At 49.9% G+C, this 25,827-nt stretch carries 11 protein-coding genes; 9 read left to right on the forward strand and 2 right to left on the reverse strand.

Annotated elements, in window-relative coordinates:
• Positions 1–83 precede the first annotated feature (83 nt).
• From JM642_RS13515 to pfaD, 5 genes are all read left to right on the forward strand, one after another.
• Positions 84–950, forward strand: a complete 867-nt coding sequence (locus JM642_RS13515) for a helix-turn-helix domain-containing protein (RefSeq protein ID WP_203431968.1) — start codon at positions 84–86, stop codon at positions 948–950.
• Entirely contained in the window at positions 950–8,836 is a 7,887-nt protein-coding gene (locus JM642_RS13520; protein WP_203431969.1) for a type I polyketide synthase, read from the forward strand. Before JM642_RS13515 ends, JM642_RS13520 begins: the two co-directional genes overlap by 1 nt.
• Positions 8,833–11,259 carry a PfaB family protein gene (locus JM642_RS13525; RefSeq protein WP_239000446.1) on the forward strand — a complete coding sequence of 809 codons (2,427 nt, stop codon included), beginning with the start codon at positions 8,833–8,835 and terminating at the stop codon, positions 11,257–11,259. The genes JM642_RS13520 and JM642_RS13525 overlap by 4 nt, the downstream gene beginning before the upstream one ends.
• On the forward strand, positions 11,256–17,159 hold the full coding sequence (locus tag JM642_RS13530; RefSeq protein WP_203431970.1) for a beta-ketoacyl synthase N-terminal-like domain-containing protein: 5,904 nt from the start codon (positions 11,256–11,258) through the stop codon (positions 17,157–17,159). Before JM642_RS13525 ends, JM642_RS13530 begins: the two co-directional genes overlap by 4 nt.
• Before the next feature lie 157 nt (positions 17,160–17,316).
• Positions 17,317–18,981 carry an eicosapentaenoate synthase subunit PfaD gene (pfaD, locus tag JM642_RS13535; RefSeq protein WP_203431971.1) on the forward strand — a complete coding sequence of 555 codons (1,665 nt, stop codon included), beginning with the start codon at positions 17,317–17,319 and terminating at the stop codon, positions 18,979–18,981.
• 413 nt (positions 18,982–19,394) lie between these two features.
• Here the strand turns inward: pfaD and JM642_RS13540 are convergent, their stop codons facing one another.
• Positions 19,395–20,555, reverse strand: a complete 1,161-nt coding sequence (locus tag JM642_RS13540) for a hypothetical protein (RefSeq protein WP_203431972.1) — start codon at positions 20,553–20,555, stop codon at positions 19,395–19,397.
• A gap of 759 nt (positions 20,556–21,314) precedes the next feature.
• Between JM642_RS13540 and JM642_RS13545 the strand changes: the two genes are divergently transcribed.
• The 3 genes from JM642_RS13545 to JM642_RS13555 all read left to right on the forward strand — a co-directional run bounded on the left by JM642_RS13545 (position 21,315) and on the right by JM642_RS13555 (position 23,560).
• Positions 21,315–21,491 carry a DUF1328 domain-containing protein gene (locus JM642_RS13545; RefSeq protein WP_011626732.1) on the forward strand — a complete coding sequence of 59 codons (177 nt, stop codon included), beginning with the start codon at positions 21,315–21,317 and terminating at the stop codon, positions 21,489–21,491.
• Between the two features lie 22 nt (positions 21,492–21,513).
• Positions 21,514–21,708 (forward strand): hypothetical protein, encoded by a 195-nt coding sequence (locus JM642_RS13550; RefSeq protein ID WP_144375562.1) that lies wholly within the window; start codon positions 21,514–21,516, stop codon positions 21,706–21,708.
• 154 nt (positions 21,709–21,862) lie between these two features.
• Positions 21,863–23,560, forward strand: a complete 1,698-nt coding sequence (locus JM642_RS13555; RefSeq protein WP_203431973.1) for a diacylglycerol kinase family protein — start codon at positions 21,863–21,865, stop codon at positions 23,558–23,560.
• Between the two features lie 86 nt (positions 23,561–23,646).
• Here JM642_RS13555 and JM642_RS13560 read toward each other — a convergent pair whose 3' ends face one another.
• The gene (locus tag JM642_RS13560) at positions 23,647–25,056 is read right to left on the reverse strand and encodes a sigma-54 dependent transcriptional regulator (protein ID WP_203431974.1); all 1,410 of its coding nucleotides are present in this window, start codon (positions 25,054–25,056) and stop codon (positions 23,647–23,649) included.
• Positions 25,057–25,309: 253 nt separating this feature from the next.
• On the opposite strand from JM642_RS13560, the gene JM642_RS13565 reads away from it, so the two are divergent.
• Entirely contained in the window at positions 25,310–25,774 is a 465-nt protein-coding gene (locus JM642_RS13565; RefSeq protein ID WP_203431975.1) for a hypothetical protein, read from the forward strand.
• Positions 25,775–25,827 lie beyond the last annotated feature (53 nt).

Raw genomic sequence — 25,827 nt, forward strand, 5'->3', positions numbered from 1 at the left:
GACTCAGTTAAAATGGCAATATCATGCAGTCCCGATAGATTATGTGGGGTGAAAATAATAATGATGGGACCGCACTAACAAGTATGAGTTTTCCAAAAGTCGACACTCAAGTTTCTGATAACGCTCGCATAAAGAAATTGAGCACAGAGAAAAAGTCTCGCCATAACACGGCAAGGCACCGCAATGCCACCACCACGCCGGAAATGCGCCACTTTATTCAGCAATCTCAATTGAGTGTCAGTCAGCTTGCCAAAATTTTAAATATTACCGAAGCCACAGTGCGTAAATGGCGTAAGCGCGAATCGATTAACGATAGCCCGAATACACCACATCATCTCAACACTACCCTCACCCCAATTGAAGAATATGTGGTGGTGGGACTGAGGTATCAGCTAAAGCTGCCGCTCGATAAGCTGCTCAAGGCCACACAAACCTTTATCAACCCCAATGTGTCCCGCTCAGGCTTAGCCCGTTGTCTTAAGCGTTATGGGGTATCGCGCCTCGATGAGTTTGATCAAGAACTTGTCCCTAAACAGTATTTTAATCAATTACCGATTGCCCAAGGCAGCGACGTACAAACCTATACGGTTAACTCCGAAACCTTAGCAAAAGCACTCGCTCTGCCAAGCACAGATGGCGACACCGTAGTGCAAGTGGTGTCATTAACGCTGCCACCGCAATTAACCGAAGCCGAGCCTAAATCAGTGCTCCTTGGTATAGATAGCAAGGCAGATTGGATTTATATCGATATTTATCAAGACAGTAACACCCAAGCGGCCAATCGCTACATCGCCTATGTGCTAAAGGATGGGCCGTTTCATCTGCGTAAATTGCTGGTGCGCAACTACCACACCTTTTTAGCCCGCTTTCCTGGCGTGCAAACCCCAAAAGCCATCGCTAAATCCCTTAATAAGGCAACAGCCACCCGCTTTGCCAGTGGAGACTCATAATGAGCCATACCCCATCACAGCCTCAACTATCAACCGATGAAAAAGCCGATAAGAGGTTGAATAAACGCTTAAAAGATATGCCAATCGCCATTGTTGGCATGGCGAGTATCTTTGCTAACTCTCGCTATTTGAATAAGTTTTGGGATTTAATTTGCGACAAGATTGATGCCATTACCGACGTGCCCGCATCCCACTGGTCGATTGATGACTATTATGATGCGGATAAGTCTAAAGCCGATAAGAGCTACTGCAAGCGCGGCGGGTTTATGCCAGAGGTCGATTTCAATCCGATGGAGTTTGGTCTGCCGCCCAATATTTTGGAACTCACCGACAGTTCGCAGTTACTCTCATTGGTCGTCGCCAAGGAAGTTCTACAGGATGCCAATTTGCCAGACGATTACGACCGTGACCGCATCGGCATCACCCTCGGGATTGGCGGCGGCCAAAAGCTAAGCCATAGCCTCAACGCGCGCCTGCAATATCCAGTGCTGAAAAAAGTATTTAAAAGCAGTGGCCTAAGCGATGAAGATAGCGAGCTACTGATCAAAAAATTCCAAGATCAATATGTCCACTGGGAAGAAAACTCCTTCCCTGGCTCCCTTGGCAACGTGATTGCCGGACGCATCGCCAACCGTTTCGATTTAGGTGGGATGAACTGCGTCGTCGATGCCGCCTGTGCGGGTTCGCTTGCCGCCATGCGTATGGCGCTCACCGAACTGACCGAAGGTCGCAGCGACATGATGATCACCGGCGGTGTCTGTACCGACAACTCGCCTTACATGTATATGAGTTTCTCAAAGACACCCGCCTTTACCACCAACGAGCAAATCCAACCCTTCGATATCGACTCTAAGGGCATGATGATTGGCGAAGGCATCGGCATGGTCGTCTTAAAACGCCTCGACGATGCTGAGCGCGATGGCGACCGGATCTATGCGGTGATCAAAGGTGTAGGCGCCTCATCGGACGGTAAATTTAAGAGTATTTATGCACCGCGCCCTGAAGGCCAAGCCAAGGCATTAGAGCGCGCCTATGATGACGCGGGCTTTGCGCCGCACACCGTTGGCTTGATTGAGGCCCACGGCACAGGCACAGCCGCAGGTGATGTGGCCGAGTTCAATGGCTTAACCTCAGTATTCTCTAAAGATAATGAGCAGCTACAGCATATCGCCTTAGGCTCAGTTAAGTCTCAGGTGGGCCACACTAAATCCACCGCGGGCACGGCGGGTGTGATTAAGGCCGCGCTGGCACTGCACCATAAAGTATTGCCACCCACGATTAACGTCAGCAAGCCCAATCCTAAGCTTGAGATTGAAAGCTCGCCCTTTTATCTCAATACCGAGGCGCGCCCTTGGATCCAACGCAGTGATGATACGCCGCGCCGCGCTGGGATAAGCTCCTTCGGTTTTGGTGGCACAAACTTCCATTTAGTACTCGAAGAATACCGCCCAGAGCACGCACGCGATGACGCCTATCGTCAACGCAGCGTGGCACAAAGCTGGTTATTTGCCGCCGCCGACAAAACCGCGCTGCTTGGCGAGTTAAAAACCGCGCTGCAGCAAGCAACTGCGGCCAAGGCAGAGCTTTCTCAGGCGCATTTTGTTGCCTTTGCAAAATCCTACGCCCTGCGTGAACTCTCCCCGCAATCGGCCCGTCTTGGCTTTATCGCCAAAGACTATGCCCAGTTACAGAATCTGTTAACCCAAGCGATAGCGCAGCTTGAAGCCAATAACGCTGAGGGCTGGCAATTACCTTCAGGGATCAGCTACCGCGCCAAGGCCTTAGTCAATGAGCAAACTAAAATCGCCGCGCTATTTGCTGGTCAAGGCGCGCAGTACCTGAATATGGGACTGGAGCTTGCCAACAACTTCCCCGAGCTTCGCCGCCATATCCACGCCAGCGATAAAGTGTTTAATGCCCATGATAAGCCTGCGCTTTCAAGCTTGCTCTATCCGATTCCAGCCTTCGATGATGAGTCGATAAAAGCGCAGGAAACGGCATTAACCAACACTCTGTATGCCCAAAGCGCCATTGGCGCACTCTCTATGGCGCAATACGCCCTGTTTACTCAGGCAGGTTTCGCCCCGGATATGCTGGCTGGTCATAGCTTCGGTGAGCTTTCGGCCCTGTGCGCCGCAGGGGTTATCTCAATGGATGACTACATCAAACTTGCCTTTGAGCGTGGACAGGCGATGGCGCAGTCATCCCAAGATACCGATGCGGGTGTAATGTATGCAGTGATCCTTAAGCAAAAACAAGATATTGAGGCTATCAACGATTGCCTTGCGCAGTTTGAAGGCGTCAAAGTTGCCAACTACAACTCCCCCACTCAGTTGGTAATTGCAGGCGCTACCAAAGCGACACAACAGGCTGCTAAGGCCATTAGCGAGTTAGGCTTTAAGGCGATTGCCCTGCCCGTTTCTGGCGCCTTCCACACGCCATTGGTTGCCCATGCACAAAAGCCCTTTAGTGCAGCCATTGATAAGGCTCAGTTCAACACGCCAAAGATTGCCTTATATGCCAATGGCACAGGCGAGCTGCATCCAACCGATGCCAACGCCATCAAGGCCGCATTTAAAGATCATATGCTGCAATCGGTGCATTTTAGCGATGAGCTAGAAGCTATGTATGCCGCTGGCGCACGAGTGTTTGTCGAGTTCGGCCCGAAAAATATTCTGCAAAAGTTGACAGAAAATACCCTCGCGGCGCAGTTAAACGAGCTGTGTATTATCAGCGTTAACCCTAATCCCAAGGGCGATAGTGACAGCCAACTGCGCAGCGCCGCGGTGCAACTGGCAGTTGCTGGGGTAAAACTGGGTGAGATTGATCCGTATCAAGCCGATTTGATTGCGCCTGCAACGCCTTCAGCCATGAATATCAAGCTCAATGCCACCAACTACATCAGCCCTAGTACCCGCCGCAAAATGGTCGATTCGCTGCAATCGGGCAAAATTGCCAGCCAAGTGCAGTATGTGGATCGCCTCGTTGAGAAAGTGGTTGGAAAAGTCGTTGAAAAACCAGTGATTGTCGAAAAAATTCTAGAAAAGGTTGTCGAAGTGGAAAAGCCAGTGGCACAAAATAGCAATAATATTCAACAGCAAACGCCTCCTGCACAGCCAACCAGCTTTACCACTGGACAGGCGAATCAAGATGCCCTGAGCGCCTTTTTTGCCGCCCAAACCCAGGCAGCGCAATTACATCAACAATTTTTAGCGATCCCGCAGCAATACGGCGATACCGTCAGTGCTCTGATGGCAGAGCAAGCGAAAATGGCAAGCCTTGGCATCGCCATTCCAGAGAGCCTGCAACGCTCGATGGAGCTGTTCCACCAGCATCAGGCACAAACCCTAAAGAGCCATGCTGAATTTATGCAATTGCAGACCTGCAGCAGCCAAGCGGCATTAGCTCTACTCGGCCAAATGCCTGCGCTTCAGGTTCAAGCCCCCATTCAAGTCGCTGCACCAGTGGCGGTAGCTGTGGCAACGCCTGTCGTTCCAGCGCAGGCGCCCGTGGTTCAAGCCTTAGCCGCAGAGCCAAAAGTGACTGCTGTGCCTGTGAGCGAGCCCAAAGTTCAGCAACCACAAGTTGCCCAGCCACCATTAGCGCAACCACAAGTGCAAACTGTGGCGGCAGCAACCCGCGTGCTTTCCGAGAAGTCAGTTGTCCAGCAAATCGAGCACGCTATGCTCTCGGTGGTCGCAGAGAAGACGGGCTATCCGGTTGAAATGTTAGAACTTAGCATGGATATGGAAGCCGACCTTGGGATCGATTCCATTAAGCGCGTAGAAATTTTAGGCACAGTGCAGGATGAATTACCGAACCTGCCAGAACTCAGCCCAGAAGATCTCGCCGAGTGCCGCACCCTAGGGGAAATTGTGGCGCTCTTTAGCCAAGCGACTCCCATAACAGCTGCGGCCACAGTTAGCCATGCGCCACAAAGTACAGTAGCCTCAAACGCGGCGGTTTCTAATGATGAAATTGAGCGCACTATGATGGCTGTCGTGGCCGACAAGACGGGCTATCCGGTTGAAATGTTAGAACTTAGCATGGATATGGAAGCCGATCTTGGGATCGATTCTATTAAGCGCGTAGAAATTTTAGGCACAGTACAGGACGAGTTACCCAACCTGCCAGAACTGAGCCCTGAAGATCTCGCCGAGTGTCGCACTTTAGGCGAAATTGTGACGCTCTTTAGCCAAGCGGCTCCTGTAGTATCAACAGCCGTAACAGCTGCGGCCTCAGTCAGCCATGCGACACAAAGTGCTGTAGCCACAAGTGCGGCGGTTTCTAATGATGAAATTGAGCGTACTATGATGGCGGTGGTGGCCGATAAAACTGGCTATCCCGTTGAAATGCTAGAACTTGGCATGGATATGGAAGCAGACCTTGGTATCGATTCCATTAAGCGCGTGGAAATTTTAGGCACAGTACAAGACGAGTTACCCAACCTGCCAGAACTTAGCCCGGAAGATCTCGCCGAGTGCCGCACCCTAGGCGAAATTGTGGCGCTCTTTAGCCAAGCAATTCCTCTAGTATCAACAGCCGTAACAGCTGCCGCCACTGTTAGCCAGGCGACGCAAAGTGCAGTCGCTGCAAGTGCGGCGGTTTCAAATGATGAAATTGAGCGCACTATGATGGCGGTCGTAGCCGACAAGACTGGCTATCCCGTTGAAATGCTGGAACTTAGCATGGATATGGAAGCCGACCTTGGTATCGACTCCATTAAGCGCGTGGAAATTCTAGGCACAGTACAAGATCAATTGCCAAACCTGCGAGAACTGAGCCCTGAAGATCTCGCCGAGTGCCGCACCCTAGGGGAAATTGTGGCGCTCTTTAGCCAAGCAACACCTGTAGTATCGACAGCCGTTACAGCAACCCCGCAGTCAATTACACAAAGTGCCATAGCTGCAAGCTCTACGGTTTCTAATGGCGAGATTGAACGCACTATGATGGCTGTAGTAGCCGATAAGACTGGCTATCCCGTTGACATGCTGGAACTCAGCATGGATATGGAGGCCGACCTTGGTATCGATTCTATTAAGCGCGTGGAAATTCTAGGCGCGGTACAAGATCAACTGCCGAACCTGCCAGAACTTAGCCCTGAAGATTTAGCTGAATGTCGCACCTTGGGTGAAATTGTCGCTCTCTATGCTGGTTCGCAAGCATCAAGTGAGGCGCAACAGCAAAACCATGCTGCGCCAATTCAAGAGGCGATTACAGAAACAGTCGAGGAAATCATCGACCTGCCGCCCCATAGTGAGGTGATGCTAAAAAAGTTGCCAGCGGCGGCTGAGTTAGCGCGCATCATCGCGACTAGCGATATTCAACTGACGGCAAACAGTTACGTCGTTATCGGCGACGATGGCCACAACGCGGGGGTGATTGCCGAAAAGCTTCACGCCCAAGGTGTTAAGGTCGCGGTTGTATGCTCACCGAAAACGGTTGTGGCCAGTGCATCGCCACTCGATAGCCATATTGCCAGCTTCACGCTAGAGGCGATTGATGATGAAAGCATTTGTGAGGTCATCAATCAGATTGAAGCACTTGGCCAAATCGCCGGTTTTATTCATCTTCAGCCACAGCATAAGTCCGTTGCCGATCAAGGTGCAGGCTTAGTGCTGGCAGACGAAGCCAAAGCTTCGGTCGAGCAAGCCTTCTTGTTCGCCAAACACTTACAACCGCTGTTAACTGAACGTGACTATTGCCGTTTTGTAACAGTTAGCCGTATCGACGGTGGCTTTGGTTATATCGGCATGGACGAGTCGGCAGGCGCTCTTATTAGCCAGAGTGAACTCAACCAAGCGGCACTCTTTGGACTCACTAAAACCTTAAATCACGAGTGGCCGGGAGTGGTCTGCCGCGCACTGGATATCGCGCCAAACTTGGACGCCAAAACGGTTGCCAATGCGGTGGTGCAAGAATTCTACCTCCAAGATGCGCCAGTCGAAGTTGGTATTGATAGCGAGCTTGAGCGCACGACCTTAGTTGCGGGCAATGCCGTGCTTCGCCGCAGTGGCGCCTCTCTCTCGTCTGCGGACAAAATCCTCGTCACAGGCGGCGCTAAGGGCGTCACCTTCGAGTGCGCCTTAAGTTTAGCGAAACGCTGCAAGGCACATTTTATCCTTGCTGGCCGTAGCGCCCACCAAGTGATCCCCGCTTGGGCTCAGGGTAAAAAGAGCAACGAACTCAAAGCCGCAGCCATTGCACATCTGCAAAGCCTGGGTGATAAACCCACTCCAAAACAAGTGGATGCCTTAGTTTGGCCTGTACAAAGTAGCCTTGAAATCAGCCATGCCTTGCAGGCCTTTGAAGCGGTGGGCGCCAGCGCCGAATACTTAAGCCTAGATGTTAACAATCCTGCCGCCATTGCCAGCACCATTGCGCCCATTAACGCTCTATCGCCTATCACTGGGATTATCCACGGTGCGGGCGTACTTGCCGATAAACATATTCAAGACAAAACCTTAAGCGAACTTGAACGCGTTTATGGCACTAAGGTGACCGGACTTAACAATCTGCTGTCAACGCTGGATCTTAGCCAGTTAACGCTCATCGCCCTGTTCTCTTCGGCAGCGGGTTTTTACGGCAATACCGGCCAGAGCGACTACGCCATGTCTAACGACATTCTCAATAAGGCCGCGTTGCAACTCGCGCAGCAATTGCCACACGCCAAGGTGATGAGCTTTGACTGGGGTCCTTGGGATGGCGGCATGGTCAATCCTGCGCTGAAAAAGATGTTTATCGACCGTGGGGTCTATGTCATTCCGCTCAAAGCGGGGGCCGAGTTATTTGCCAGCCAACTATTGAGTGATACAGGGGCACAGCTGTTGGTCGGAACCGATATGCAGGGCAATACCGCCAATGCCGTTGAAGCTGCATCAGCAAAAAAGCCTGAAGCGGATCTAACCACGGCGTTAGATCCGCAGCCTATGGCCCAAAAGGTGCCGCAGAGCATTCGCGTCATGCGCAGCCTCGACCCTAAACGCATGAGCTTTATTGAAGATCATTGCATCAACGGTCATGCCGTGTTGCCGACTGTGTGCGCCATCGATTGGATGCGTGAGGCCGCCAAGGCCCATTTAGGTAAGGCGGTGAGCGTCAGCGATTATCGACTGCTCAAGGGAATTATCTTCGATGAGGCGCTGCTTGCCCGCGATGCGCCTATTGAGCTCGAATTGATGCTCACGCCGCTTGCCGACGCGACACAGCAATCGACTGAGTCCTTAGCCGCGCTGATAAGCTTTGAAGGTCGCCCGCAGTATCAGGCGGTATTAGTGGCGCAGACGGATGATATGCCAGACGTGCAGCGTTTCGAAGTTGGTGAGTTGCATTCTCTGATAGAGGAGATAACGCAGCAACCCGCTATCGCGAACCGTGAGTCGCTCTACAGCGATGGCACACTGTTCCATGGTCCAAGACTGCAAGGCATAAGCGAAGTGCTCGCCTTTGATGACCAGCAGCTTATCGCTAAGGTAGCCCTGCCAGCGGTGGCATTAGTTGACTGCGGCGAGTTTGCGCCAAATCTTGAGGATAAAGGCACACAACCCTTTGCCGAAGATCTGTTATTGCAGGCCATGCTCGTGTGGGCGCGCCTTAAATATCAAGCGGCAAGCTTACCCAGTGCCATTGGCGAGTTTGTGTCCTATTCGCCCTTAGGTTTTGGCGAGAAGGCAGTATTAGTGCTGGATGTTATCAAGCATTCGTCCCGTTCACTTGAGGCCAATATTGCGCTTTATCATCAAGATGGTCGATTAAGCTGCGAGATGAAACGAGCAAAAGTCACGGTCAGTAAGACGCTCAACCAAGCGTTTTTGGCCAATAAACCTCAGCAACAAATGCAAGTGCAGGCAGCAGTCCAAAGCACGGCCGAGGTAAGTGTTAAGTGACACTCGACCCAAGCGCACATGCCGCATTAAGCAATACGGCACTAAACAGTCCGCATCCCAATGCCAAGCCACTGCGAATAGCCGTATGGCTTGGTGATGGCTGGATACAGAGTGTGCTTAGCCATGCGCAAACCGATGTCAGCAAGCTGCAGCAGTTGATGGCTTGTCGAATTCAGCTCAATGTTGAAGATAAGCCACTGATTAATGAGCCATCTGATGAGCCAACACTGGTTGCCTTGATCACGGATCAGCTCGCCCATATTGCGCAAAAACAACTCGTTGAAATCCGCTTTGAATATCAACAGCAAGTCCGTAGTCTGTATCTGCTCGATGGACTGCTTGCCGCGCAGTTACACCTGCATGCCGAGGCTTATATTTCAGCATTAGCGCAAATCCAAGCTGAAACAGCTGAAGAAACAAACACTATCAATACAAATACAGTCGAGCGCTGCTTAAACAGCGCTTTTAGCTTGTCGAAACGCGATTGTACTCAGGCGGTTAATTGCTACGCGCAGGCAAGCAATCTTGCCCGTCAGTTGAATGTATTATCTCAAGCGGTTGAGGCGTTAAGTCATCGCAGCCTTAAAGGCATTGAACCAATGCTTGATGCGACTAATGCAGCGCAACTGGCTGAACTACACACTGAACTGCGCGCTGAAAAGCCCGTAAAAAACGCGGAGAACGGCTATTGGTTTACCAAGCCTCATCAGGCAAGAGTGTTAAGCCTAAATCTCTTGGGTAATCCCTTGGGTAATCTATTGGATAAGGCCCCTCAAGCTCAGACAGCCCAGAGCATTATCTTGACCCAAGGCACTCGACTTATCGCTCAGCCATTACTCAATACCAACAGGCTGTTTATTCCCATCAGCGGCAATGAGTTTGAGTCGTTAACGCTTAAGTTGTCGCAACTGATTGATTCATTAGAGTTATCGGCAAACTTTCCCGATACAGATTGGCTTTGCAGCCAAGGCAGTGATTGGTTTAAGCGCTATCAAGCACAGGATAAATTAGCCTTAGTGCTGATGGCTGGCTCAGTTGAAGAGCTTATGCAAGAAGCCAAGGCGATGCGCGATTATATTGAAAAGACGCAACAGGCTCCTGCTCCAGCCCAAACGCCAGCGACAACGCCAGCGGCCAATCTAGTCTTTAAGACCCCGGCGGGCAGTTATTTTGCGGCCTCGCCCCTTGGTGATAAAGGCTTAACCTTTGTCTATCCAGGGGTTGGCACAGTTTATCCGAATATGTTCAGCGACTTACACGGCTATTTCCCTGAACTTTATCGCGAGCTTGAACGCGAAGGGAATTTAGCCGCCATGTTGCAGGCCGAGGCGATTTACCAAGGCGCTGCTTATGCGAAAACCGCAATTAATGTAAGCGTAAAAGATGCAGCAGAGATGAGCTTAAGCCAACTTGCGATTAGCGGTGTTGGCGCCAGTTACCTATTTAGTCGGCTGTTGACTCAAGTCTTTAATATCCAACCGCAACTGGCTCTGGGCTATTCCATGGGTGAAGCGGCCATGTGGGCAAGTTTAGATATCTGGCAAACGCCACATGCCCTGATTAACTCCACCCAAAACAGCGCCATCTTCAAGCAGGAGATTTCAGGCCCACTGCTTGCGGTGCGCCGTGATTGGCAGTTGAGTGAAGATGCACCGCTGGCGTGGAATAGCTTTTTAGTGCGAGCCTCTCGCTCCGAAATTAATACCCTGCTGACTGATTTTCCACGGGTTTATCTGGCGATTGAACAGGGTGATACCTGCATTCTCGCGGGCTGCGAAGCAAGCTGCTTACAACTCCTTAAAAGGCTGAATAAGCGTGGTATTGCCAGTAATAAAGTCACCGCCATGCATACTGCGCCCTCGCAGTCACAGCATAGTGCCATCCAAGGGTTTTATACCTTGGGCTTACAGGCCACAGCCTGCGAGACTCAGGTGCGTTTTATTAGCGCGGCGCGGCAAAGCACCGTCAGTATCGACAGCCAAAGCATTGCCAAAAGCATTGCCGACACCTTTTGTGCGCCACTGAATTTTACCGCGCTGATTAACACCGCGTATCAACAAGGTGCGCGCTTATTTGTTGAGGTGGGCGCCGATCGGCAAACCAGCACACTTATCGATAAAATCGGCCGCCAACTGGAGTTGAGCGCCGATGGCGTTCAAACACAGGAACAACCGATATTAGCCATGGCATGCAATGCCAAGGGCAGCGATACGATCACCAGTTTACTCAAATGCTTAGCCCAACTTATCAGCCATAGAGTGCCACTCTCCCTTGTGCCGCTTATGCCTCAATCGGCAGCTCAATCAGCAATGCACTCAGCAACTATCCATGCGGATAAGATCGCAGCAAAAACGATAGCGCCACATTCTGCCAGCGCATTAGGCCATTATTCAAACGTATTCCAAGAAGGAGAACCCCTTTGAGTTCTCAAATGCATGCTCACCCGACTCTGCAAAACAGCACAGCTGTGCCAAACGACCAGCGCCAAAGCTCAAAGGCGATGCCAAAGATTGCCATCGTCGGCCTTGCCGTCCAGTATCCCGATGCCGACACACCGGAGCAGTTTTGGCAAAATCTGCTGGATAAAAAAGATTCCCGCAGCCAAATTGATGCGGCTAAACTCAATGCCAATCCTGCGGATTACCAAGGCGTTCAAGGCCAAGCCGACCGTTTTTACTGCGATAAGGGCGGCTATATCCGCAATTTTCGTTTTGACCCACAGGGTTATCAGTTGCCGCCAGCGGCATTTGAAGGGCTCGATGAAAGCTTTTTATGGGCATTAGATTGCAGTAAAAAAGCCCTGCTGGATGCGGGTGTGGATTTAACGGCGCCGCTGCTTGAACGCACAGGGATAGTAATGGGCACCCTGTCGTTCCCGACCGCAAGTTCTAATGAATTGTTTTTACCGATTTACCATCAAGCGGTTGAAAAGGCATTAAAAACCAAGCTTAATCAACCACAATTTGCCTTAGCGCCCTTCGCCAATGGTTCGATTGCGGACACACAACAGGCAGCCAATGGTGCCATTGCCCATACGGCGTCTAAATTGTTAAGCGATGCCCTCGGCCTTGGCGGCGCACAGCTCAGTCTCGACGCCGCCTGCGCCAGCTCAGTCTATGCCCTCAAATTAGCCTGCGATTATTTAACCACGGGTAAGGCCGATATGATGCTCGCAGGCGCGGTATCGGGCGCCGATCCCTTCTTTATCAATATGGGATTCTCGATTTTCCACGCCTATCCAGACCATGGGATTTCGGCACCTTTCGATAGCAATAGCAAAGGCTTATTCGCGGGCGAAGGCGCTGGCGTATTAGTGCTTAAGCGTTTAGAGGATGCCGAACGCGATGGCGATAATATCTATGCCGTGGTCAGTGGCATTGGCTTATCGAACGATGGCAAGGGGCAATTTGTCTTAAGCCCCAACAGTAAGGGTCAAGTGCAAGCCTTCGAGCGCGCCTATGCCGCCGCCAACACCCACCCGAGCAATATCGAAGTGATTGAATGCCACGCCACCGGTACGCCACTGGGGGATAAGGTTGAGCTCACCTCGATGGAGCGTTTTTTCGAAGATAAACTCGGCGGCACTAAGGCGCCGCTAATAGGTTCGGCTAAATCCAACCTTGGGCATTTGCTCACTGCGGCTGGCATGCCTGGGATCATGAAAATGATTTTTGCCATGCGTTCAGGCCATCTACCGCCAAGTATCAATTTAACGGCGCCGATTTCATCACCTAAGGGGCTGTTTAGCGGTAATAATATCCCTACTCAGTTGCAGACTTGGCCCGATAAAGCAGGCAATGATCGTCGCCATGCGGGGGTATCTGTATTTGGTTTTGGCGGCTGTAATGCCCATTTGTTGTTGGAATCCTATCAACCAACAACTCACAGCCCCGAGAAGCAAGCCTATAAACCTGTTTATCAGCAGCAAGCATTAACCGTTATCGGTATGGCGTCGCACTTTGGGCCTTTGGCCTCGATCAATGCGCTGGATAAGGCGCTATTAAACCAAACGGATGCCTTTATCCCACTGCCGCCTAACCGCTGGAAAGGCTTAGATAAGCACCCCGATATCCTTAACCAGTTTGGCCTAAATCGCGCGCCCAAAGGCGCCTATATCGAGCAGTTTGATTTTGATTTTCTGCGCTTTAAAGTGCCGCCCAATGAGGATGACAGGCTCATCTCCCAGCAATTGTTGTTGATCAAAGTCGCCGATAAAGCGATTCGCGATGCCAAGTTAACCGCTGGCAGCAAGGTCGCGGTGTTAGTGGCAATGGAAACCGAGCTTGAGCTGCACCAATTCCGTGGCCGGGTGAATTTACACACCCAACTTGCGGATAGCTTAAAGCAGCAAGGCGTTCACCTCTCCAATGATGAATACCTCGCCCTCGAGGCCATCGCCATGGACAGCGTGCTCGATGCCGCCAAGCTCAATCAATACACCAGCTTTATTGGCAATATTATGGCGTCGCGTATCGCCTCGCTGTGGGACTTTAATGGTCCGGCGTTTACCATCTCAGCCGCCGAACAATCGGTCGCTCGTTGTATCGATGTGGCGCAAAACCTACTGTCCCAAGAGGCCCTCGATGGCGTAGTGATTGCCGCCGTGGATTTAAGCGGCAGTGTTGAACAGGTTATATTGAAAAACGCTCAAATCGCCGTTGATCTCGATGCCGACAGCGCAAATCCACAGTGGAAGGTGGGTGAAGGCGCGGGCGCTATCGTGCTGACAAACCAGCAAGCGAGCAACAGTTCTCAAAAGGGTTACGGCCAAATTCGTGCTCAAGCATTTGGCACACATCATCAGCTGCCTAAGCTGCTTGATTCGTTGATAACCGAAACGGCTATCGCTAATCCTTCAGTGCCAACTGCCATCCATATGGTTGAACAATGTATTGCCCCTGAACAGCAACTGCCAACGGAGCAGCTATTAGCGCAGCTTAATCTTATTGGGACGCCATGCAATCGAGTCGCCAATACCCTTGGGCATAACTTTGCCGCTGCGGGTATGGCTAGTCTTCTGAGTGCCCTGTTAAGCCTAAAGAACGGCTCTGAGGGTTCAGATAAAAACACCGATAAGCAGGCATTAGTGTCTACCCAAAGCCAAGGAGTGAGCTCACTGCTGCTGTTAAGCCAAACGGCAACGCAGGCGGCGCAACTAGAACTGCGCCTTGAGCAGGATTTAACTTTGAGTGAGCAAAAACACTTAATCAAACCAGTCACGCTCGGTGGCCGCGATATCTATCAACATATTGTGGATACGCCACTGCCCGCACTTGCCGCCATCCAAGGCAAGATGCGCAAGTTGCAGCCTGTCGCACCGCAGGCGACACAAACTGTGCCCAGAGTACAAGCTGCACTACTTGATACCACGGCTGAAAACGCCACCCCATTTGCCACACCAATAGCAGTAGAGAGCGGTATGTCATCTAACGCACCACACCAATATTCGGCGGCACCCTTGGCGCAGGATAGGGCGTCGCAGGATAGCGCGGCACTGTTACAAAACCAGAAATTGGCCCGCGAGGCGCACTTAGCCTTTTTACAGAGCCGTGAGCAGGGGCTCAAACTGGCCGATGCGCTGTTAAAAGCGCAATTGTCCCAGACGACACAAATGGGGTCTGTTGCCCCCCATGTTACCACCAGCGCCAATACCGCTGCGGCGCAGCACGCTGTACCCGTCCCAGAACTAAAACCTGATCACGCGAATGTCGTTCCCTATACACCACCTATCCCAGCGGCTAAGCCCTGCATTTGGAACTATCAGGATCTGGTGGAATACGCCGAGGGCGACATTGCCAAGGTCTTTGGCGCCGATTACGCCATTATCGATAGCTACGCACGCCGGGTGCGTCTGCCAACCTCGGATTATCTGCTGGTCTCGCGGGTGACTAAGCTCAACGCGCAAATGAACCGCTATCAGCCGAGCACTATGACCACAGAGTACGACATTCCCGTGGATGCGCCCTTCTTGGTCGATGGCCAAATCCCTTGGGCGGTGGCGGTCGAATCGGGCCAATGCGACTTAATGCTGATCAGCTACTTAGGTATCGATTTTGAAAACAAAGGCGAGCGCGTCTATCGCCTGCTCGACTGCACCCTCACCTTCCTTGGGGATCTGCCCCGCGGTGGCGACACCCTGCGCTACGATATCTCCATCAACCACTTTGCCCGCAATGGCGATACCCTGCTGTTTTTCTTCTCCTACGAATGTTTCGTGGGCGATAAGCTGATCCTAAAAATGGACGGCGGCTGCGCGGGATTCTTTACCGATAAAGAACTGGCCGATGGCAAAGGGGTGATCCGCACCGAGGCCGAAATTAAGCTGCGCGAGCAAGCACAAATTGCACTGGCCAATGAATATGCGCGAAACGGCAATCAGCCACGCTTCACTCCTCTACTAAACTGCGCACAAACGGCCTTTAGCTACGGCCAAATCCATCGTCTACTGAGCGCCGACATTGGCGGCTGTTTCGGCGGTGAACATGCGGCCCATCAGGCGAAGTTTGGTCTCCAACCTTCACTGTGCTTCGCCTCGGAAAAATTCCTGATGATCGAGCAAGTCAGTAAACTCGACGTGCATGGCGGCGCTTGGGGCTTAGGCTTGATTGAAGGTCACAAGCAATTAGCCCACGACCATTGGTATTTCCCCTGCCATTTCAAGGGCGACCAAGTGATGGCTGGCTCCCTCATGGCCGAAGGTTGTGGCCAGTTACTGCAATTCTTTATGCTGCATATTGGCATGCACCTTGGGGTGACTAACGGTCGTTTCCAACCCCTTGAAAACGCATCGCAAAAAGTGCGCTGCCGCGGTCAGGTATTGCCACAATCTGGCACGCTTACCTATCGCATGGAAGTCACCGAAATTGGCATGAGCCCTCGCCCCTATGCCAAGGCGAATATCGATATTCTGCTCAATGGTAAAGTGGTGGTGGATTTCCAAAACCTCGGGGTGATGATTAAAGAAGAAGCGGATTGCACCCGCTATTCGCACAGCAGTTCTTCACAAAGCCATTCTTCACTGAGCAATGATTCGCAAGCAGCAAATATCGCAATCCTCGCGGAACAAGCGCCGCTGATGGCGCAAATCCCAGATATGGCCGCTCCCGTAAATAAAGGCGTTGTGCCACTAAAACATGTGAGTGCGCCGATTGCGCCAGCAGGCTCTAAGTACGCCAACCGCGTGCCCGACACCCTGCCGTTTACGCCTTACCATTTGTTTGAGTTTGCCACCGGCGATATTGAAAACTGCTTCGGCACCGATTTTAGTATTTACCGTGGTTTAATCCCGCCGCGCACGCCCTGCGGCGATCTGCAACTCACCACCCGCGTGGTGGCCATTGAGGGCAAACGTGGCGAGCTGAAAAAGCCATCCTCCTGTATTGCCGAGTATGAAGTGCCCAGCAACGCGTGGTATTACGCTAAAAACAGTCACCCGAGCGTGATGCCTTACTCAGTGTTGATGGAAATTTCCCTGCAACCCAATGGTTTTATCTCGGGTTATATGGGCACGACCTTAGGCTTCCCGGGGCAGGAATTATTCTTCCGCAACCTCGACGGCAGTGGCAAGTTACTGCGCGAAGTGGATTTACGCGGTAAGACCATAGTCAACGATTCGCGCCTGCTGTCCACTGTGATTGCTGGCAGTAATATCATTCAAAACTTTAGTTTCGAACTGAGCTGCGATGGCGAGCCCTTCTACCGTGGTAATGCGGTTTTCGGTTACTTTAAGGCCGATGCGCTTAAAAACCAGTTGGGGATCGACAATGGTAAAATCACCCAAGCCTGGCACATTGAGCGCGGTATCAAAGCCGATAGCCAAATCAATCTGTTAGATAAAAACGGACGCAGTTTTGTGGCGCCGCAGGGCAAACCATACTACCGCCTCGCGGGTGGGCAGCTGAACTTTATCGATAAAGCCGAGATTGTAAAAACTGGCGGTAAGAAGGGGCTGGGATACTTGTACGCCGAGCGCACTATTGACCCAAGCGATTGGTTCTTCCAGTTCCATTTCCATCAGGACCCTGTAATGCCAGGCTCCCTAGGCGTCGAGGCGATTATCGAATTACTGCAAACCTATGCCATAGACCAAGACCTAGGCGCAGGCTTCAATAATCCGAAATTTGGCCAAATTCTGTCAGAAATTAAATGGAAGTATCGCGGTCAAATTAATCCATTAAACAAACAGATGTCGCTGGATGTGCATATCACCAGTATTGAAGATAAAGACGGTAAACGCATCATCAAGGGCGATGCCAACCTGAGTAAGGATGGCCTGCGCATTTATGAGGTGACCGATATTGCTATCTGCATCGAAGAGGCATAACGCTTGCGCGTAACTTGCAGCATTAACAACAGTTAGCTTAAGAACAATTGACTTAATAACAGTTAACTTAAGTACAGCAGACAGCCGCAGTGCAAGGGAATAACCCCTCTGCGGCAAACAAATTCAGGCCCCAAACACCCAAAAGTGAATAGCCAAAATGACGAATACCACACTCGATAATAACGCTCTCGATAATAAGCTCAGTCCTTGGCCGTGGCAGGTTGATGAAGCCGCCATCAGCTTCGATATCGATTCCCTTGGCAAAAAACTTAAAGATCTCAATCAAGCCTGTTACTTAGTCAATCATGCCGAGAAAGGCCTAGGCATTGCCCAAAGCGCCGAGGTGGTAGGTCTTGCAGAAGCTCAACCCTGCAATGGTTTACACAAAAGCAATGGTTTGCATCCTGTGAGCGCCTTCGCCCCCGCCCTTGGCACCCAAAGCTTGGGTGACAGTAACTTTCGCCGTGTGCATGGGGTGAAATACGCCTACTACGCGGGCGCCATGGCCAACGGCATCGCCTCGGAAGAGTTAGTTATCGCTTTAGGTCAGGCGGGCATTTTGTGCTCCTTTGGCGCGGCAGGGTTAATTCCATCGCGCGTTGAAGCCGCGATTAAACGCATTCAAACGGCATTGCCCAATGGCCCCTACGCCTTTAACCTCATTCACAGCCCGAGCGAGCCAGCGCTTGAGCGTGGCAGTGTCGAACTCTTCCTCAAGCATCAAGTGCGCACGGTTGAGGCCTCGGCCTTCTTGGGCTTAACACCGCAAATCGTCTATTACCGCGCAGCAGGCCTGAGTCGCGATGCCAACGGCGAGATTGTGATTGGCAACAAAGTGATAGCTAAAATCAGCCGCACCGAGGTGGCGACCAAGTTTATGGAGCCCGCCCCCGTTAAGATGCTGCAACAATTAGTGAACGAAGGGCTTATCAGCGAAGACCAAATGCTAATGGCGCAATCTGTGCCCATGGCCGATGACATTACCGCCGAAGCCGACTCTGGCGGCCACACCGACAACCGCCCTCTGGTCACGCTATTGCCGACCATTTTGGCACTCAAAGATACTATTCAAGCCAAGTACCAATACAAAACGCCGATCCGAGTGGGCGCAGGTGGTGGTATCGGCACGCCCGATGCGGCGCTGGCGACCTTCAATATGGGTGCGGCCTATATTGTCACGGGCTCAATCAACCAAGCCTGTGTTGAGGCAGGAGCTAGCGAACATACCCGTAAGTTACTCGCCACCACTGAAATGGCCGATGTGACTATGGCGCCCGCCGCCGATATGTTTGAAATGGGCGTTAAGTTACAAGTAGTTAAGCGCGGCACCCTATTCCCAATGCGCGCCAATAAACTCTACGAGATTTACACCCGCTACGACTCGATAGAGGCGATTCCACCAGAGGAAAGACAAAAGCTGGAAGAGCAAGTATTTCGCGCCTCATTAGATGAGATTTGGGCTGGCACTGTGGCGCACTTTAATGAGCGCGATCCTAAGCAAATTGAACGCGCGCTGGATAATCCAAAACGCAAAATGGCACTGATTTTCCGTTGGTATTTGGGTCTTTCAAGCCGCTGGTCAAACACGGGCGAAGTTGGCCGCGAAATGGATTACCAGATTTGGGCAGGCCCCGCCCTCGGCGCCTTTAATGCCTGGGCTAAAGGCAGTTATTTAGATGATTACCGCGAGCGGAATGCAGTGGATTTGGCGAAACATTTAATGCAAGGTGCGGCCTATCAAGCACGGATTAACCTGTTGTTATCCCAAGGGGTAAGTATTCCGGTCAGCCTGCAACGCTGGAAACCACTGCAACGCTGCTAATTCGCTTTGGTAAACCTTATTGAGCGGGTTAAGTGAAAACTTAACCCGCTTTTTTGACTTCAATGTTTAATTCAATTACGGATCAACTTCCGCTCGACAATGCCACGACAATGCACGCCTGCAAGCTATCAAAAATATAATTCCTAATATCGTTTTGGGTTCCGTTTCCGCTCTGCATTGTCACTTCAGTGGCACGCCGTAAACCCATCCTAGGGGCTCATCGGAAAAATCCATTTTTCCGATGGCTCACTCTGTCACAGGACGTAGCGCGACAATCCTCGCCTGCAAGCTATGGCGTTTAATGGAGCTAAATCGATATGAAATAAATCTATCTGTAATATGATTATGAATAACATCAAGCCTAGCTTTTTGTTAAGTGCCTAAGTTTTTTATGAATTAGAATCCTAAAAAACTTAATTACATAACCCCATATACTCATAAGTCAGATCTTGCACCTCGTTTTTATCTGTGAAGCATCCATATCCTGAATAGCCACGTATAGGCGTCCGCAAGCGACAAATTTTCCCACCGCCCTCATCTAGAACACCTGCCCAATGGCCATATATTTCATCATTAGACAGAGGAGTTTGTGTAGTGGCTTGAGTTTTGTTTAGTTCAAAAAATTGCACTAGGCATGGATCAACCTTATCCCCATAAAATCGCACTGAATTATCACTACCTGATGGTGTGAAAAGGTCACTAATTGAAACACCTCCAGCATAAGAAAGATCTGGCTCTAATTCAAAATTAAAACTTATATTTTTATTCCCTTCCCTATAATATTCACCTACATATGATACACTAAAAGTTAGTCTATTATCTGGAGCAACACGGTAATCATTTTTGTCATAAATCACATGCACAAATATTTTTCTCGCATTACTATGATTAAAAATAATATCAACATCAGTAAGCTCTAGATTCAGCCCCGTCAGATCTGTATCCTTAAAGCCACCAACAAACTGCGTCCAAGTTAGATCCTTTAAACTTGCCTTCATTAAAGCACCAAGCTCATTCAACACTCGTTGTTTATAATCTTTTGATGTAAAAAAATCAGTTGGGAAAGATGACATACTACACTGGGCATTTTTATTATAATCAAGCTTTTGATCAAACTTTGCAGATGGCACTTTCTTATTTAAATTGCTGTTATCATATTCTCCAGCATAAGCCACAATTGATTTCGAACTAAGTTGACTGAATGAATTATCAATTTGATAAAATATGTCTAAATCATTCTTCTCACCTTGTGTTAATGGTAATGACTTTATCTCACTGCCACCCAATTTCCCCGTGGATTGGACAATAAACTTGCTTGCAATTTTTGAAGTGGGATTTACTACAATCATTTTTTCATTTTGATTATAACAACCCTTTTCGTCTTGAGAAGTCTCTCCTTTTGATGTTGTAAACTTACAGTTATTCGAAAGAGCCTCTTTTTTCACTAAGCTAATAAAATCTGCATTGCTACAATTATGACATACGTATGCTGCAGTCTTTGAGGTTATGGAACCATATGAAAAAAAGCTGATAAGCGGAAAAATAAAAAAAACACCATGAAAAAACTTTAACATCCTCATTTACAATTTCGTCCAAACTCTATTAAAGATATAATATTGCCATGTAGCCTTAGTACATAAAATACATCATTAGTATAAAAATCACGACTACTGTGAAGATGAAAAATTATCTTTTAAAAAATAAATGTAGAATCTTTAATTCACCTACAAATTGCTCTTGCTTTAAATGACTCGAATGAGAGTTATCAGAACGCGGGACAGTATCCAAGGCAATAAATTGAGTTAATTTAATTCAAGAATGGCATGTTTCGGACGAGATAAGTCATCCCGTAGTGCTTGGGTGGTACTCAGCAGTGATAGTTTTCGAACTAACACCAATAAGTAGCTATCAGCTAAGGTGAAAATTCTGGACAGAAAATATTACTACCCATTCTAAACCAACAACATCATACCCTCTCGGACTCCTCCAAAGCCATTATGCTGTTTCTCACAATTTTCTAATGGCAACTCTTACCGAATCGCAGGTAAAAATTGCCTATCTCGCTTATATCAGCAAATACTCCCGCCAATACGACATTTAAAAATTACACTAATAATCAGTAGATTAACCAAGAATTTCAAAGTTGGCATTAAGCTCGCAATATCTCCTTTGTGAGTTTATTGCGGGATTGAGTGATAACGGTATGTAAGACGCAACTTAGCACATTCAACTTACTTCACTAGCTCTCAACAACGAACTCCACTAGCTCACTCGACGTAAACATGCAGAGTGAGAGAAGACAGAAAAACCGAAATAAGACAAAGGAGGCGGCTATGTTAGGTTGGACCTTAATGTTTCTGGTTGTGGCCATTATCGCCGGACTGTTTGGATTTACGGGGATCGCTGGCGCCGCAGCGGGGATCGCAAAGATTATTTTCTTCCTATTTATTGTATTACTTGTGATTTCCCTGCTGGTCAATGCCCTTAAGGGCAAGGCACCACGCGCTTAAATTGGATAAAAGGAGAATCAATATGAAACCTATGACCATAATTACCAATGCATTTTTAGCCTTATTATTAACCTTTGGATTGTCAGCCTGTAGCGACAACCACGCCGAGGATGCAGGCGAAAAAATCGATGAAGCCATCACTGATACCGGCAATGCAATTGAAGATGCCTGTGAAGAACTGAAAGAAGGCGTTAAAGCGAAAGATACCCGCTGCTAAAACGGATGACAGCGAGTAGTGAGTCCCACAAACGAGCCGATCAGGATAACCACAGTTCAATTGAGTACCACCGAGCCACTTTATCGCGACAGTCATTGGTTACGATAAAGTGGGTTTCCCTGAGGCTCGCCGTTTATCGATGGAGGAGATGCCAATGCTGAGTAGGATCCACATTAAGTATTTCTACCTGTTCGGAGCGCTGTTATTTGGCTATTTCGCCGTAACGGGGCACTCCCCTATCCTCACCTTTATTTGGGCATGGAGCAGCCTATCCCTCGCCCTTGTCGGCTCGGCCTATTGGTTTAATCTCGCCAGTATTTTTAGAAAACGTCAGGATGGTTCCATCCCTTGGTATATTCGTTGGGGCTTTATTCCATTTTTACTAGGATGCCGACTCTATAATCTCTGGGCGCGGCGCAGCGATAGCGTGCCTTCAATGCAAGCCATTGATAAATATCTGTACTTGGGTAGCCGCTTAAGCGCTGCCGATTTACCTAAACTGAATCGTTATGGCATTACCGCCATTTTAGATGTCACCGCCGAATTCGACGGCCTCGATGTGTCCCTGTATGAGGAGCATATCGACTATCTGAATATCCCTATTCTTGACCACAGTGTGCCGACTAGCGCCCAATTAAATCAGGCGATTAACTGGTTACATCGCCAAGTGCGCGCCCAAAAGCGGGTATTAATCCACTGTGCGCTCGGCCGCGGGCGTTCCGTAATGGTGCTGGCCGCTTATCTTGTGTGCCGCCGCCCCGAGCTCAGCTTTGCCGAGGTGCTGCAACAGATTAAAAGCATTCGTAAAACCGCAGGGTTAAATCGCTGGCAACTTAAAGCGCTGGAGCAGATGTACACTCAAGGGGAAATCAAACTGCATAAGCGAGCCTGGATTATCGCCAATCCCGTCTCTGGCGCGGGTAAATGGCAGACCCATGGCGAACAAATTTGCACTGAACTGAAACGCTATTTTGAGGTGCAGTTAGCGCTCACCACGCCAGAGATTAGCGCCCAAACCCAAGCGAAAAAAGCCCGGCTTCAGGGCGCCGATATCATCATCGCTTGCGGGGGCGATGGCACAGTCACTGAGGTCGCTGCGGAGATTATCGACACCGATATCACCCTAGGCATTATCCCGTTAGGCACCACCAATGCCCTGTCACACGCCCTCTTTGGTTTAAGCAGTAAGCTGAATGCTGTCTCCCAAGCCCTTGATAATATTATCCAAGGCCAGATACAGACCATAGACACGGCGCGTTGCAATGAGCGACTGGTGTTGCTGCTGGTCGGCATTGGGTTTGAGCAGCAAATGATTGAGTCGGCGAGCCGCGAGCGTAAAAATGCTCTCGGCCAACTCGCCTACCTCGATGGTTTGTGGCGCGCGGTGAACACCAACACCAACCTCGAGTTGCAGCTAACTTTAGATGACCAAGCCCCAATGACAGTGCAAACCCACAGCCTAGTGGTTGCCAATGCCGCGCCTTTTACCAGCTTACTCGCCCAAGGTAAGGGCGAACCCAATATGACCGACGGCTTGTTGGATATCACTTGGTTAGATTCAAATAATGTGCCGAATGAACAGCTTATCAGTTTGGCTGAACTGGCTTTTACCGGCTGGATTAAAGAGGCCGCCAATAGCGACTCTGCAACCAAGGCCAACACAGGCAAAGTGAAACATGCCCACGCGAAAAAGGTGAAGATCAGCAGTCAGCCCCAATGCAAGTATGTGATTGATGGCGAGATTTGTGAGCCGGAGGAACTCAATATCGATATCCTGCCCGCCTCTTTGAAGGTGTTTGTGCCCTATCAAGCACAAAATGCTGAACCGCAGTCAGAATCAAAAATAAGCTAACACTTTTAGAATCAACTCTGAATCAGACTATGAATCAAAAGCTGAATCAATGCATTAGCTTATTTTCAGGCATTTTATGTAGGTTACTACTTGGCGACGCTATTGCTAACGGAATCTTCGCTAACGGCATCAACAACAGTTTGAGCGTCTGACTCCTGCTCATATTTACTGAGCTTGTTATAGAGGGTTTTAACGCTGATCCCAAGCTGCTCGGCGGTGTCGGTTTTATTACCCTGACTCGTTTCAAGCGCTTGGTAAATGGCGATTTTTTCCAGCTCCTCAAGGCGCATACCTTGGGGGATCACCACATTTTCCTCCGCAGCCGCCTCCTTATCCAAACTGAGCGTAAGCTGTAAATGCTCCGGGGTAATCTCATGGTCCGCCAGAATATAAGCGCGCTCGATAGCATGTTTTAACTCGCGCACATTCCCCGGCCAAGCGTGGGCCGCAATCGCCTCTAAACTTGAGGGCGAGAACACTTTGCTCTGTTTTTCCGCCGCATTGCGATAGGCCAGAAAATGCTTCGCAAGTCCGACTATATCTTCCCCGCGCTCCCGCAATGGCGGCACTTGAATAGGGAAATGCGCTAAGCGAAAGTACAAATCTTCCCGCAGTTGTCCTTGCTCAATCGCCACTAAAGGATCGCGGTTTGTCGCCGCCACAATACGCACATTGGCCTTGAGCACCTTAGGGCTGCCGACGGGACGATATTCATTATTTTCGAGCACTCTTAATAGCTTAACTTGATGCTCGATGGGCATTTCGGTGACTTCATCGAGGAATAAGGTGCCGCCTTCGGCCTGCTCAAATACCCCTTGGTGATCGCGAGTCGCGCCGGTGAAGGCGCCTTTAATATGGCCGAAGAGTTCACTATCGACCAATTCTGGGCTCAAGGCGCCACAGTTAATCGCAATATAGGGCTTATTCACCCGCGGGCTGGCTAAATGAATGGTATTGGCGACCAGTTCTTTACCCGCACCACTCTCACCGATAATCAACACATTGCTCTCGGCGGCCGACACGCGGCGGATAGTGCGGTACAAACGGTGCATAGGTAACGAGGAACCCACCAGCAAACCATATTGGTCTAACTCGCTAGCATAGGGACGAATGCGCGTCGAGGTATTGGCAACCAGATGCTGGGCAAAATCGGCTAAGGTTTCGCACAGCAAGGACATATCGATGGGCTTACGGAAATGGTAGCCCGCGTATTTGGACAAGAGTGTATCGAGGTGAGGATTCGGCAGGCCATCGGAGAGAAAAATAAACTCCACATCCGCAATGGCGCTGGACTCGAGTAAGGCTAAGTAATCTTCACGGCTAAGACGGGGCAGCTCAATGATCGCCACATCGATACGATTGGCCTCCAGCTGACTAATCCAAGATAAATCATCGCTACTGCGTAGCTTGTTGTAGGTCTGTGCGCCTTCGAGCTTCACTAATGCCTGCTCGGTTTCGACGTCCTGTAGATGATAGAAAAGCGTTGGTCGGATCATCTTGTGCCACTCCCTGTGAATAAGGAATCACTGTATGCCAGCTGTGAAACTTTAACAATCTTAACGGTAAGAGTTGCCGACAATAGTCGGCCTACTGGCGACAATGGATAAATATCATCAGTTAAATCAAACCATTAACTTATCATTAAAAAGTGAACGAAATATGCATAGAAGCTGAATGAAACTGATATTTCCATGAAAATGTGGGCAATCCGTGTCGGCGGAGCTGCCCAAACTACCACAGGAGGTCGTTATGACGTCTAATGTTGCGCAACATCAGACCGATCTGAGCGCCGATATTAAGCTGGTTAATGAGTTAATCGAGCTGACGCAAACCGGCGTGGATTTTTATACTCGGGCCAATACCACTGTCGATGACTACAGCCTAAAACGCATTTTTATTGCCCAAATCAACACATACCAAGGGATGCTGGCGCGATTTAGGCAACTGCTCGCCCAATCATTACAGTACATAGGCCCGCACTCGGTGCCGCCGTCGCAGACTCGGCCCTATGCCGATGTCGATGCTTTACTTATTAAACAGCAACTCGCCGATGCCCTCGTCGTACTCTGTGAGCTTGAGCGTCAGCGCCTTAACCACCTCAAACAGTTAATTAAAAAGGCCAATCACCCGAGGTTAATCAGCCAATTGGCCGAGGATATTGCCTGGCTACAAATCCATTTAGATACCTTACACCTGCGTAGCCAAGCCCTGTAAGGCAGCAATGCCAGCCAATAACGCGGCCAACTGAGCCGCGTTTTTGTTGCCTG

The organism is Shewanella sp. LZH-2 (assembly GCF_016859145.1).
GTDB lineage: Bacteria > Pseudomonadota > Gammaproteobacteria > Enterobacterales > Shewanellaceae > Shewanella > Shewanella xiamenensis.